The sequence below is a fragment of the Bacillus sp. CHD6a genome (assembly GCF_001293645.1).
In the GTDB taxonomy this organism is placed as follows: domain Bacteria; phylum Bacillota; class Bacilli; order Bacillales; family Bacillaceae_I; genus Sutcliffiella_A.
The window spans coordinates 25,482-39,550 of sequence record NZ_LBMD01000003.1 but is presented as its reverse complement, the minus strand read 5'-3'; the positions used below and the strand labels follow the sequence as shown (position 1 = coordinate 39,550).

The 14,069-nt window shown below is 41.2% G+C and carries 11 protein-coding genes; 10 read left to right on the top strand and 1 reads right to left on the bottom strand.

Going from position 1 to position 14,069, the window contains the following annotated elements:
* Window positions 1-124 precede the first annotated feature (124 nt).
* The 7 genes from AAV98_RS04845 (at window position 125) to AAV98_RS04815 (ending at window position 8,426) form a co-directional block, all read left to right on the top strand.
* Window positions 125-1,603, top strand: coding sequence for a S41 family peptidase (locus AAV98_RS04845; RefSeq protein WP_060664442.1), 1,479 nt, complete (start codon window positions 125-127; stop codon window positions 1,601-1,603).
* A gap of 90 nt (window positions 1,604-1,693) precedes the next feature.
* Complete coding sequence (locus tag AAV98_RS04840) at window positions 1,694-2,890, top strand: PDZ domain-containing protein (RefSeq protein ID WP_060664441.1); 1,197 nt, start codon at window positions 1,694-1,696, stop codon at window positions 2,888-2,890.
* A 288-nt stretch (window positions 2,891-3,178) separates the two neighbouring features.
* On the top strand, window positions 3,179-3,427 hold the full coding sequence (locus tag AAV98_RS04835; RefSeq protein WP_060664440.1) for an acyl carrier protein: 249 nt from the start codon (window positions 3,179-3,181) through the stop codon (window positions 3,425-3,427).
* Window positions 3,420-4,814: an AMP-binding protein gene (locus AAV98_RS04830; RefSeq protein WP_060664439.1), complete on the top strand. Its 1,395-nt coding sequence runs from the start codon at window positions 3,420-3,422 to the stop codon at window positions 4,812-4,814. The genes AAV98_RS04835 and AAV98_RS04830 overlap by 8 nt, the downstream gene beginning before the upstream one ends.
* Window positions 4,815-4,856: 42 nt before the next feature.
* Window positions 4,857-6,308 (top strand): MBOAT family O-acyltransferase, encoded by a 1,452-nt coding sequence (locus AAV98_RS04825; protein WP_197284231.1) that lies wholly within the window; start codon window positions 4,857-4,859, stop codon window positions 6,306-6,308.
* A gap of 51 nt (window positions 6,309-6,359) precedes the next feature.
* A complete protein-coding gene (locus tag AAV98_RS04820; protein ID WP_060664438.1) occupies window positions 6,360-7,265 on the top strand; it encodes a hypothetical protein in 906 nt (301 codons plus the stop codon).
* 153 nt (window positions 7,266-7,418) lie between these two features.
* Window positions 7,419-8,426, top strand: a complete 1,008-nt coding sequence (locus AAV98_RS04815) for a DUF1646 family protein (RefSeq protein ID WP_060664437.1) — start codon at window positions 7,419-7,421, stop codon at window positions 8,424-8,426.
* Between the two features lie 171 nt (window positions 8,427-8,597).
* Here AAV98_RS04815 and AAV98_RS04810 read toward each other — a convergent pair whose 3' ends face one another.
* Window positions 8,598-9,455, bottom strand: coding sequence for a MurR/RpiR family transcriptional regulator (locus AAV98_RS04810; RefSeq protein WP_060664436.1), 858 nt, complete (start codon window positions 9,453-9,455; stop codon window positions 8,598-8,600).
* A gap of 174 nt (window positions 9,456-9,629) precedes the next feature.
* Here AAV98_RS04810 and gnd point away from each other — a divergent pair, with 174 nt between their 5' ends.
* The 3 genes from gnd to gntK all read left to right on the top strand — a co-directional run bounded on the left by gnd (window position 9,630) and on the right by gntK (window position 14,023).
* A complete protein-coding gene (gene gnd / locus AAV98_RS04805) occupies window positions 9,630-10,526 on the top strand; it encodes a phosphogluconate dehydrogenase (NAD(+)-dependent, decarboxylating) (protein ID WP_060664435.1) in 897 nt (298 codons plus the stop codon).
* A 221-nt stretch (window positions 10,527-10,747) separates the two neighbouring features.
* Window positions 10,748-12,094, top strand: coding sequence for a GntP family permease (locus AAV98_RS04800; RefSeq protein WP_060664434.1), 1,347 nt, complete (start codon window positions 10,748-10,750; stop codon window positions 12,092-12,094).
* A gap of 396 nt (window positions 12,095-12,490) precedes the next feature.
* Window positions 12,491-14,023: a gluconokinase gene (gene gntK / locus AAV98_RS04795; protein ID WP_060664433.1), complete on the top strand. Its 1,533-nt coding sequence runs from the start codon at window positions 12,491-12,493 to the stop codon at window positions 14,021-14,023.
* Window positions 14,024-14,069: the final 46 nt, after the last annotated feature.

Below are 14,069 nucleotides of genomic sequence, written 5' to 3'. Positions count from 1 at the left end.
ATAAATTGATACACACTCCATGGCCACTTACATAAGTTTTAATAATTTTCAACCAACGCCGGCTATGGTACAATTGCGTCATATCTATCGTACGGTACGGGGTATAGGATGAGGAGGAGCTTTCATGAATCGCAAAATTGTTACAGTATTAATGTTTGTATCAGTTCTAGTTGGAGCGGCAGGAATGTATGCAGGTTTACAATGGTTCGGCCATGGACCGGCTGCAGCGGTACCTTCCGTGCAAAATCCTCTTACTGATAACACAGAACAAGCTGCACCACAAGAATCGCCGAAAAAAACGGCGGCACAGATGGAAAAGATTCAACAGGCATACGAAATTATTTCTTCGCGGTATGTGGAGGAAACAGATACTGAAAAACTGATTGAAGGTGCCATACAAGGAATGGTCGATACACTAGAGGATCCATACTCGGTGTATATGGATAAAGATACAGCAGAGCAATTTACACAGTCGCTTGAATCTTCTTTTGAGGGAATTGGAGCAGAAGTAGGTATGCAAAACGGTAAAGTGACCATTGTGTCTCCATTCCGTGGTTCACCGGCTGAAAAGGCAGGGTTGCAACCGAATGACCAAATCCTCAAAGTAGATGACCAAGACATAGAAGGCTTGGATTTATATGAAGCAGTACTTAAAATCCGCGGTAAAAAAGGGACAGTTGTGACACTCGAAATTCAACGTCCCGGAGTGCAAGAACCGTTCAAAGTAGAAGTTACACGTGATACAATTCCGATTGAAACGGTGTATTCTGAAACAATCGAACAAGAGGGGAAAAAGGTGGGTTACATCCAGATTACTTCCTTCTCCCAAGATACAGGCAAAGACTTTCAAGAGCAATTAGCAGCACTTGAGGAGCAAAACATTGAGGGCTTAGTTGTGGATGTACGCGGTAATCCTGGTGGTCTTTTAGATCAGGTGCAGATTATTGCAGCTGAGCTTGTAACGAAGGAAAAACCATATGTTCAAATTGAACAACGTAATGGAGAAAAACAACGTTTCTTTTCTTCCTTAACGGAGAAAAAGCCTTATGGAATCGTGACATTAATTGATAAAGGAAGTGCTTCTGCGTCAGAAATTCTTGCCGGAGCATTAAAAGAAGCAGGTAACTATGAAGTAATTGGAGATGCTTCATTCGGAAAGGGAACTGTTCAGCAAGCTTTAGAACTTGGCGATGGCAGTAACCTTAAGCTGACACTTTACAAGTGGTTGACGCCTGACGGAAACTGGATACACAATGATGGCGTTGAGCCGACAGTACCTGTCAAACAGCCTGACTACTTCTACGCCAATCCAATTAGCATGGAAGAGAATGAAGAGCTGGCACTTGATACTAATAGTGAAAAAGTTAAGAATGTCCAAGTGATGCTAAAAGGACTTGGCTTTGATCCGGGACGTGAAGATGGTTACTTTAGCAAGGAAACGGAAGATGCTGTGAAATCCTTCCAAGCTGAAAATGACCTATCTACATCAGGAAAAGTTGACAGTCAAACAGCAGAACAGCTGCAAGCACAACTCCTTGAAGCGGTACGCGCAAAAGAGAACGACGTACAACTGAAAGAGGCAATCAAAACATTATTCAAATAAATGAACACAGTCAGCTTCCGCTATGGTGGGAGCTGACTTTTTTGTGGTAAAATAAAAGAAAAGTTTGTATGTTTAGGCGGTGAACGGGTGATGGAAACTTGGTTTTGGGAATTGCTGATAGGAGTGGGACGCCTTTTCATCCACCCTGTCCTATATGTGACCTTAGCTGTTGCAGTAGTATTAGGATATTTTCGCGTTAAAAGAGAGCGGCATGACTTTCATATACGAGTGGAATACGGCCTGACGGAGTTTCAAAAGGCTGCCAAGAGTCTTTTAGTTGGACTTGTTTTATCTGTGTTTACCATTGGTTTGGGTGTAATCATTCCTTTTGGAACGCTAGTACTTCTCAGTCTCTTTAGCATCATTTTTACCCTTTTCATTAAGCCAAGATGGCTTTCAACTGCTTACATATTCGGCTTTGCTATTTTGGCAGTGGTACTTCTCCCGAAATTGGAAACAGGTGTCACCATCTTTCAACGTTTGTTTGCATCTATCGAAGCGACGCATTTACCGACACTTGCCATTTTGATGGGGATTCTCATGGTGGCTGAAGGGCTTTTCGTCTGGAAGCAGGCACCTCTGCAAACCTCTCCTCAGCTTCAAAAAAGCAAGCGGGGGTTGCCGGTGGGGTCACATGTTGTCCAGAGAGTTTGGATTCTTCCATTATTCTTATTTGTCCCTGTTGGTTCTGGAGGGATTGAAACAAGCTTTGAGTGGTGGCCTGTCCTTGAAATGGGAGAACACACGCTTTCTTTATGGCTGGTTCCATTCAGCATGGGTTATTATCAACGACTAAAAGCAAGTTTACCGCTTGATGCTATACCGATCGTTGGTAGACAATTGGTTCTGTTGGCCATCGTAGTAATATTGTCTGGAGTTGGCGGCCTATGGTGGGAAAATGCCTCCATCCTGGCAGCAGTGTTTGCTGTAGTAGGCAGGGAATGGCTGAATTACAGAGCGAAAACAGAGGACGAAAAACATCAACCGATTTTTGTTCAACGGGATAAAGGGCTTGTCATCCTTGGGGTGATCCCGGATAGTCCTGCGGAAAAAATGAACCTTCAAATTGGAGAAATAATTACAAAAGTAAACAATATACCGGTTAATTCCGTGTCAAACTTCTATGAAGCACTTCAGCAGAACAGAGCTTTTTGCAAATTGCAAGTGATCGATGCAAACGGTGAAACTCGTTTTGCTCAATCTGCTTTATACGAAGGCGATCACCATGAACTGGGGCTGCTGTTCGTTCAAGTCGGCAGAAAGTGGAAGCAGACGGAAGCGGTGTAATGAAAAGAGAATATGTCTACCATTTTCGGTTAAAGCCTGATGGATTTATCCGAAAAAGCAAAGGCAATTAATATGATACGAAAACACGTTAGAGAAACGGATAATCCGTTTCTCTAATTTTTATTCATGGTTAAGTAGAATACGTGGCTTAGTGGGGGTAAATACCATCAAAAGAGTTGTTGACCATTTAAAAACCGATATGCTAGAATTTTATATGCAATTGATTATTATTATCAATAAATGTCACGTTAATATAAGATTTCACACAGTTGGAAAGGGTGTAAATGAATGAAAAATATAGAGAAATATAAAAATGCATTTATCGATGCGCTGGACATAGAGGAAGATGATATAAATGAAGATTTAGCACTTGGAGCAGTAAGAGAGTGGGATTCTATCGGACATATGGCACTCATTTCTGAGATGGAGGATGTTTTTGAAGTATCCATAGATTCAGAATGGATTACAGAGTTCAATTCTTACCTATCAGGAATCGAGCTTTTGAAACGCTTGGGAGTGGACTTTATTAATGAATAGATTCCAAAAAATGGAGGAGTTTGGAAACCTCACCGCGGTATATGCTGAACGAACATATTCTTACTCTGAAATGTTAAAAATTGCTGATGCTATCTGTGGAGAAGTAGGGGAAAGAACGCTCGTTTTTTGCTTATGTTCCAATAATAAAGAATCTTTATTTGGCTATGTAGGCTTTATTAGAGGTGGTGTGGTACCTGTACTTTTGGATGCTTCCATTCATATGGATCAATTGCGCCGATTGATTAATCTCTATAAGCCTGCATACATTTGGGCGAGCAGCGAAAATCAAGACCTATTAAATGAAATGGAAAGTACATTTGTATACGGAGATTACACATTGTTTCAATGTCCGTCATTTTTCCAACATAACCTTCATGAAAGTCTTGCGCTCCTTTTAACAACCTCTGGAAGTACTGGAAGTCCCAAATTTGTTCGGTTAAGTTATGAAAATCTTTTTAGTAATGCTGAATCAATAGCAAAGTACCTTGACATTCATTCAGAGGATAAACCTATCACAACACTACCAATGAATTACTCCTATGGCCTCTCTATCATCAATAGTCATTTCATATGCGGGGCGACGATTGTTGTTACGGATGCGTCTATTATGAAAAAAGAGTTTTGGGACTTATGTAGAGAGCAAGAAGTAACAACTTTTGGGGGAGTTCCTTTTGTGTATGAGATGCTCGATAGGCTAAAATTTGAAGCTTTTCATCTTCCGAGTTTACAAAAACTAACTCAAGCAGGTGGGAAATTAAGCTCCACTCTATCGTCAAAATTTGCTAACGTATGCAATCAAAAAGGGATTCAATTCTTTTCCATGTATGGTCAAACGGAAGCAACGGCGCGCATGGCCTATTTACCATGGGAAAAAAATCTTGAAAAAGTCGGAAGCATTGGCATTGCCATTCCTGGTGGAGAGCTGATTCTGCAAGACGAGAATGGTAACAAAATTACGGAGCCTAACGTGAAGGGCGAATTGATATACAAAGGACCAAATGTTTCTTTGGGGTATGCGGAGTCGGTATTTGATCTTTCGAAAGAAGATGAAAATAACGGTATTTTGCATACGGGTGATTTGGCTTACTTTGATCAGGATGGGTATTTTTATATAAGTGGCCGAATCAAAAGAATGATTAAGCTCTATGGGAACCGGGTCAGTCTTGATGAGGTAGAAGGATTTCTATCTGAGCATGGGCATGATTGTATCAGCGCTGGGACGGATGACCAAATGTATATATACACATTAAAAGATGATGGTGTTCCAATAAAAAAAATTATTAAGGAAAAATTAAACTTAAAAGGCATGAAGATTATCAGGATTGAGGAAATCCCACGTAATCAGTATGGAAAGATCCTCTATTCCGAGTTACCTAAACATGGATAAGTTATAGAAACATCTTAAGTTTATTTTTTGACAGGTGGTTGGATGGGTTTTATATCTATTGAGTTTCTCCTATTTTTTGCAATAATTGTTTTTACTTATTATTTAATCCCACATCGTTTCAGGTGGATTCTCTTATTAGTTGCAAGTTACGCTTTTTACGCCATTTTAAGTATCCAATTTATACCGTTACTGCTTGCAAGCACAGTTTCTACTTATTTTTCTGGTATTTTTATAGAAAAACAGGAAACAAAAAGACAGAAGAAAAAGGTCATGCTCGTTGGAATTTCCGTGCTATTGTTTTTTCTCGGTTGGTTTAAATATGTTAGTTTTGTCAATGAATCTCTTCGAGCGGTTGCAAGTTACTTTCATTTAAATTATTCGATACCATATCAAGAAATTGTACTGCCATTAGCGATTTCATTTTATACTTTACAGGCAGTAGGTTACCTTGTGGATATCTACCATGGAAAACAAAAAGCGGAAAGACATTACGGCTATTTTTCCATATTCTTTGCTTTTTTCCCACAGTTGGTTGCTGGGCCGATTGAACGTGCCAAGAAATTGCTTCCACAATTGAAAGCGGAACAACGTTTAAATTATGATAATGTAAGCTATGGGATGAAGCGGATTGCATGGGGATTTTTTAAAAAGACATTAATCGCAGATCGACTAGCTCCCATTGTATCTAGCGTTTTCGATAATCCAAACCCGACTGGTTCAGAAATCGTACTAGCTACTATTCTATTCTCGATACAATTGTTCGCGGATTTTTCAGCGTTGAGTGACATTGCCATCGGTTGTGCTAGAATACTAGGGATAAAGTTGACAGAAAATTTTAAGCAACCGCATTTTGCAGTTTCAATATCGGATTTTTGGAATAGATGGCATATAACTTTCTCTACATGGCTTAGGGATTATATCTTCTTCCCGTTATGTAAGGGGAAAAAGAAAAGAAGTGACATATATAAAGCTATTGTAATTACTTTTTTAATCAGCGGAATTTGGCACGGAGCAGCTTGGACTTTTGTTATATGGGGTCTTATTCATGGGTTTTATCGAGTGTTTGGAGATTATACAAAACATTATCGTGAGAAAGTAGCTTCCTTTACTCACTTGGATAGAAATCCGGTGTTCCATAAATGGGTGAAAATTGCCATCACCTTCCTGCTAGTTTGCTTTTCTAGAGTTTTTTATCGATCAGATTCCGTCTCACAAGCTTTTGAAAATGCAAAACTTTTCTTATCCATTAGCTCCTGGAATCCATTAGGGATTGTTAAAGCGTTTGAACTATTTACACTGCTGGATTTGGTGATTTTTGTATTTTTCTTTGTTGTTTTTCAATTATTTCAGTATATGGAAAGAAAAAATGTTTCCACTTGGAAACTGCTGTCACAACGCCCGACACTTGTTAGATTTGCATTTTATGTTTTTATCATTCTTTCCATTATTGTTTTCGGTGTTTCGGGTGAAGGGTTTATTTATGGGAGATTTTAATACACATTCCATGGGTAAGAAACAATGTTTTGAAAGGAATTGCGATGTGATATGGGACGTTTACTCATTAAGTTAACAATCATCATGACTGTTGTTATATTACTGTTTATGCCAGTAAATAAATTCGTAAAGGATTCTTACGATTATAACATCAGCCATGCAATACTGGCTTTCAAGAATGATCCATATCCAGTTGATATCATCAATCTTGGTGCCTCTCATTCCATGTACGGCTATTATTTTAAGCCTACTGGTTTGTCGCATCTGGATTTAGCACTTCCTGCTCAAACCATTGAATACGATTTAAAATTGTTAAAAGAGTATGGCAAGTATCTTAAACCTGGTGGCGTAGTGATCGTTTCTATTTCTCAGATTACATTCGCAAATTCTGAGACCAAGAATGTAGGAAACTATTATAAAATTTTGGATCGTAAAGATATTGAACCGTTTAATGTCATTGATTATTACAGTTATTTGTACTTACCAGGGGCAAATAGCGGGAGTTTTCACTCTGCGCTCTCTGGGAAATTGAAAGAATTTAGATGGGATGCTCATCAGCCTTGGGCCAATAACGGTAAGAACTATTCGGAAAGAAAGTATGAGGATGTAGAAGACCAATACAATGAAGCAGTTCAAAGCAATGTTATTGAACAAAATGTCAAGCAGTTAAAAGAGATTGTGGATTATTGTAAAGAGAAAGGCTACCAAGTAGTACTAACCATGGAGCCGGTACATCAGTCTTATCAAGAACATTTAAGTGAGGAAGTTATGAATAGACTGGTCTTTCAGTACCTTGAGCCCCTTGAATTAGATGTCCCGTTTTTAAATTATATGAATGATCAAAGATTTGCCAACAACAAAGAATATTTTATCGATTCCAATCATCTAAACAGTAAGGGAAGAAAAATGTATTCTTGGATAGTATACAGAGATCTCGAGAAATTGGGCTATTTATAAGCTTTTGAGACTGATTAATAAAAGTAATAGTAAGGAGACAGGAGCTTTGTTGGTTCCTGTCTCTTCTTTTTTTATGCAGGCATGTTTGTCCAATAATCGCATATACATGAACCGTTATCTAAAGTATTTCTGAAGACAACGGGAGTGTGAAAAATGGATTTCGGATTGATTTCGATTTTTCTGGTCGTCTTATTAGGACCTTTACTTTTCAAGAAAATAGAAGAAAATATGGAAGTTTTCCTGCTAAGTATGGGGGTACTTGCCAGTATGGTAAGTGGAGTTTACAATGAACAGCTTTTCTTCATCGCGGCAACCGATCCCATCTTCATTTCACTCGCGGTCTTAATGGCGGGACTAGTTTTCAGATGGTTGCAGCGACCTTTTAGTAGAATTCTTCACTTTTTGAAAAATAGAGTACCATTTAAGTTATTTATTTTTCTGCTTGTTGTGTTTCTTGGTTTAATCTCAAGTGTCATTACCGCAATTATTGCAGCGCTCCTTTTGGTTTTTATAGTGGTTGGGCTGGATCTTGAAAAAAAAGAGCAGATCAGGCTTACTGTCCTGGCTTGCTTTTCTATTGGGTTAGGTGCAGCCTTGACTCCGATTGGAGAGCCATTATCCATCGTGACAATCAGCAAGTTGAACGGGGATTTCTTTTACCTGTTTAGGCTGATTGGCAAGGATGTTCTATTCGCTTTGTTGTTATTCGGATTACTTGCAGCCTTTATGGTAAAAGCAACTGGCACTAACGAATTGGAGCGGAGTATGAAGGACAAGGAAAGCTACGAGGAAATTTTTATTCGAGGCTTGAAAATTTACTTTTTTGTGATGGGACTGACTTTTCTTGGTGCAGGTTTTGAACCATTTGTCTCCGCCTACTTTTTAGGCATGGACCCTACTGTTTTGTACTGGTTCAATATGTCCTCCGCCATTTTGGATAACGCGACATTGGCGGCTGCAGAAATTAGTGCGGAACTGGATCCGTCAGTCATCCGGGTGATTTTGCTTGGGCTTATGATCAGCGGAGGAATGTTGGTGCCTGGTAACATTCCCAATATCATAGCGGCAGGAAAGCTAGGCATTACAAGTAAAGAGTGGGCTCGGCATGGGGTACCTGTTGGACTGTGTGCGATGGTGATTTATTATTTTGTGGTGTTGTAGGAATGAAGACAATTATGAGTCATAAAAAGGGCTGAGATTGTCTTCATCATGTGAATGAAGACAATTTTGCAAGGAAAATAGCGTTGAAACTGTCTTTATCACCCAAATAACCGAATGAATAAAACAAAGCTGGCTAGTTTGTCGTGTTTCCCGACTTCTAGCCAGCTTTATTTATACCCGCTTGACCGATATCGCTGAACGAACCTTCTGCAGTGCTGCCTTCCCTTCATCCTTCTTCGCCATGAGAACATTCACATAAATGGCATCAATCATCGCAAGTTGGGCAATGCGTGACGCCAATGCCTCAGAGCGATAATCCGTTTCCTCTGACATCGTATAGAGTGCCATGTCCACACCTTGGCTTAAAGGAGACTTGGCAAAGTTAGTGATACCGATTGTCTTCACTCCATTTGCTCTTACGACTTCAAGAATGTGCATCATGTCCTTTGATGCTCCGGTATGTGAAATGATGATGGCGACGTCTTCCTCCGTCAGTTGGCTTGCAGACATAAGTTGCATGTGTGTGTCAGACTGGACGTTCACCGAAACACCTGTACGGATAAGTTTATGGTAAGCGTCCATTGCAATGACATTAGAACCGCCACTCCCGAACAATTCAACCTTGCGAGCCCCAAGAATGGCGCTGATTACTTGGTGAAACGCCTGTTCATCAAGGATCTTCAGCGTATCTTCAAGCGTTTTTATATTAGATCGGAAAACTTTTTCCGCAATCGTTTTTTCGCTGTCGTGTTCCATGATATTTTCATGAATATCTTGGATTGGTTCCACAATTTGCGTTGCGAGTGCAATCTTCATTGCCTGGTAGCCTTTAAAGCCGATTCGTTGGCAGAAACGGAATACGGTGGAGTCCGCTACACCTAGATCATCGGCAATTTGGTTGATGGTGCTGTGGACAATTTTCTGTGGATTATTTAGGATATAGTCCGCGATGACTTGCTCCTTCCCCTTGAACTGTGGATAGTGGGAACGTATGCGCATCATGCAGTATTGCGTTTCCTGCTTGTTCATGGTGCGACCCTCCAGAAATAGTAATCTAATCTCTATCATAAAGAGGTTTGAAAAAAAAAGAAACTATTTTTTGATAACGCTTGCATTTTGAGGAATTTTTTTTCATAATGGGAACAAGACAAAAAATATTTTTCTGTATATATATATTTTTACAAGAAGGGAGTTTCAACTTTTATGAAACTAGCAATGATAGGATTAGGCAAGATGGGGTATAACCTAACATTAAATTTAATAGATAACAAGCATGAGGTCGTCGCATTTGATGTGGATAATGAAAACGTTATTAAAAGCGAAAAGGCAGGTGCTATCGGAGCATTCTCCATTGAGGAAGCACTAGATAAACTGGACTCTCCAAAAGTGATTTGGATGATGGTGCCGGCTGGTGAAACTACAGAAAATGTTCTTTCAGAGATTAGTAGTTTCGTAACAGAAGGAGACATCATCATTGATGGCGGCAACTCCAACTACAAAGATACATTAAAGCGTGCAGAACAACTTGCTGCAAAAGGTGTCCACTACTTGGATGTCGGAACAAGCGGTGGTATGGAAGGTGCTCGCAACGGTGCTTGCACCATGGTCGGAGGAAATGAAGAAGCGTTTAAACACGTGGAGGCGCTTTTCCAAGATATTTGTGTAGAAAACGGCTACTTATATGCAGGAAAATCCGGTAGCGGTCACTTCCTGAAAATGGTCCACAATGGTGTGGAATACGGTATGATGCAAGCAATTGCTGAAGGATTCGACATCCTTGAAAAAAGTGATTTCGACTTTGACTATGAAAAGGTAGCGAGAGTATGGAACAATGGATCCGTCGTACGATCTTGGCTCATGGAACTCACGGAGAATGCATTCAGTAAAGACGCGAGATTAGAAGGCATCAAAGGCGTTATGCATTCTTCGGGTGAAGGTAAATGGACAGTAGAGACAGCCCTTGACCTACAAGCAGCAGCACCAGTCATCGCTTTGTCTTTAATGATGCGTTACCGCTCCTTAGAGCCCGACACCTTCTCCGGAAAAGTAGTCGCAGCACTCCGCAACGAATTCGGCGGACACGCGGTCGAGAAGAACTGATTTTAGTAGATAACGAGGAACGATAAATAATTCCCCAGCTGACTGAAGTGGAAGATAGGAGACTCCTGCGGAAGGTAGCGGTAGCTTGAGACCCCGCAACGAAGTGAGGAGGCTCAAGCACCGCCCCGCGGAAAACGAATATCTGCAACGGAAGTCAGCTGGAGTAAACGTAAATAAACATAAATTTTCTAATAGAGGTACTCAAAAAGGAGGAACAACACATGTCAGGATCCATGCTAATCCTAATCGCAGCAGCTGCAATATTCGTCCTACTATTCCTAGTCATCCGCACGAAACTACACGCATTCGTAGCCTTGCTGCTAGTCAGCTTACTAGTAGGTATCGCCGCAGGCATGCCACTAAATGAAGTCATCGCATCCGTCCAAAACGGAATGGGAGGTACCTTAGGCTTCGTTGCAGTCGTAGTCGGACTTGGTGCGATGTTCGGAAAAATGCTTGAAGTATCAGGTGGAGCAGAAAGACTTGCGCAAACGTTAATGAAAAAATTCGGTGAAGAAAAGTCCCAATGGGCGTTAGGTATTACAGGATTCTTAGTAGCAATCCCCGTATTCTTTGATGTTGGTTTCATCATTTTAGTGCCAATCGTGTATGGCTTGGCGAAGAGAACAGGGAAGTCCCTTTTACACTATGGAATTCCGTTGCTAGCAGGACTTGCAGTAACCCACAGCTTCATCCCACCAACACCGGGACCAATTGCAGTAGCTGATTTAATCGGTGCAGACCTTGGATGGGTGATCCTGTTTGGTGTTATCGCTGGTATCCCAGCTATGATTTTAGCTGGTCCGGTCTTCGGTAAATATATTGGCAAAAAAATTCACGTAGTTGTACCAAAGTATATGGAACTCGATGAAGACAAGGTATATGACAAGGATCTTCCAAGCTTCGGTCTGATTGCATCTATTATTCTAGTGCCATTAGTGTTGATTTTAGTGAATACGTTTTCAACGGTTATTTTTGATGAAGGGCATATTGTTCGAGAGATTACAACCTTTGTCGGTCACCCGTTCGTAGCATTGACGATAGCAACGTTATTAACGTTCTATTTTCTTGGAACAAAGCGCGGTTATACGAAACAAGATGTACAAGATATTGCAACTAAAGCACTTGAGCCGGCAGGTATCATCATCCTTGTTACTGGTGCCGGTGGGGTATTCAAGCAAGTACTAATCGACTCTGGTGTGGGTGATGTATTAGGTGAAATGATGGCGGGCTCTGCATTGCCTCCAATTGTTCTGGCGTTCTTGATTGCAGCAGCAGTCCGGGTGGCACAAGGTTCCGCAACCGTATCAATGGTTACAGCAGCAGGACTTATCACACCGTTAATTGGTATCATGGGTCTTGAAGGACCTGTACTTGGTTTAATTGTTATTTCGATTGCTTCCGGTGCAACAGTTCTGTCTCACGTAAACGACTCCGGATTCTGGTTAGTAAACAGATACTTCGGTCTAGATGTAAAAGATACGTTAAAATCTTGGACGGTCATGGAAACGATTATTGGACTTGTAGGTTTTGCAGTAGCAGTAATTCTTGGTATATTTATAGGATAAGATCAGTTATTGCTATTGTTGAACTCTGAGGGTCATATAGCTGTTGATGGAGAAAATGTTGAAACCACGCAACGAAGGAAGCCACTGAAAAACTGCTAACGTAAAGTTTTTATTGATTCCTAGCTGTTGATTGGAGCAAAAGGCGAAGACTCCTGAGGGAGATAGAGCTAGGTGGAGACCCCACAGGCGAAGCCGAGGAGGCTCCAGCAGCGACCCTAGGAAAGCGAAGCCATTTGCGGAAATCAACAGCGGTTGTTTATAAAAATACTAAAATCAAGACTTTTTCGTTACGGAAATCAACAGGGGTTGTATATGTTAGTCTTAAGATAAAAGAAAGTAGGGTCAAGGAGCTATCTCCTTGGCCCGTTGTGATTTTGAATAAAGGAGGACATCACCATGACAACATACATGCTAGGCGTTGATATAGGAACAACAAGCACAAAGGCAGTGCTTTTTACGAAGGACGGAAAAGTAAAAACTCAACATGCAGTGGAATATCCTTTATACACTCCTGAAATGGGAGCGGCTGAACAGGACTCTGATGAAATACTGGAAGCGGTGGCGGTGTCTATCAGGGAAACAATATCAAAGGGTGGCATCGATACCACAGACCTTTCCCATATTAGCTTCAGTGCGGCGATGCACAGTCTGATTGCTGTGGATGAAGCAGGAATTCCATTGACGAAAAGCATCACATGGGCCGACCAACGAAGTGAGAAATGGGCAAAGAAAATTAAGAATGAATGGGACGGTCACGAAGTTTATCTGAGAACTGGAACACCTATTCACCCGATGTCTCCTTTGGCAAAGCTTGTTTGGTTGAGAAACGAACACCATGAAATTTTTGAAAGAGCAGCTAAATTTATCTCTATAAAAGAGTATGTCTTTCATAAGTTGTTTGGTGAGTACGTTGTGGACCACTCCATTGCTTCGGCAACAGGTTTGTTGAATTTGGAGAAATTAGATTGGGACGAGGGAGCACTTGGGATTGCAGGTGTGACGCCTGATAAACTCTCTCGCCTTGTGCCGACAACAGAAGTCATCTCAGGAATAAAATCGGAATGGGCTGTAAAATTAGGTTTGCACACTGATGTGAAATTTGTGATCGGTGCAAACGATGGTGTTCTTTCCAACCTTGGGGTAAACGCAGTCCAGCCAGGCGTGGTGGCTTTGACAATTGGGACAAGCGGGGCCATCCGTACCGTTGCGGACAAGCCAGTAACCGATCCGAAGGGCAGAACATTTTGCTATGCGCTGACAGAAGATCACTGGGTTATTGGCGGTCCGGTCAACAATGGTGGCATGATTATGCGCTGGCTTCGTGATGAATTTTGCCAAACGGAAGTAGAAGAGGCGAAAGCAATCGTAGTTGACCCATATGATGTGATGACAGCAAAGATTGCTCAAGTGAAACCCGGTGCAGAGGGTGTTATTTTCCATCCCTATCTGACAGGTGAACGTGCACCATTGTGGAACGGAAATGCACGTGGATCCTTCTATGGCCTTGGTATCCATCATAAAAGAGAACATTTGATGCGAGCTGTATTAGAAGGAATTAACCTTAACCTTTATACGGTGTTGTTAGCATTGGAAGAGATTATCGGCATTCCGGAAAAAATCCATGCAACAGGCGGTTTTGCCCGCTCAGCAGTTTGGTGCCAGATGCTTTCTAACATTTTCAATCAGGAAGTAAGCATCCCTGAAAGTGTGGAAAGTTCCTGCCTCGGTGCTGCAGTTCTTGGCTTGTATGCGCTTGGTGAAATAGATTCGTTTGATGTGATGAATGAGATGGTGGGAACGACAAATGGGTATGTTCCGGATCAGACGGAAGTGGAAGTGTATAAAGAGCTGACGCCTTTATTCATTAGATTGAGCAGATTGTACGAGCAGGAATTTGATGAAGTGGTGGCGTTTCAGCAGAGGAAATGATAGTCAGATTCTAAAGCTGTTGATTGGAGCGAAAGGTGAAGACTCC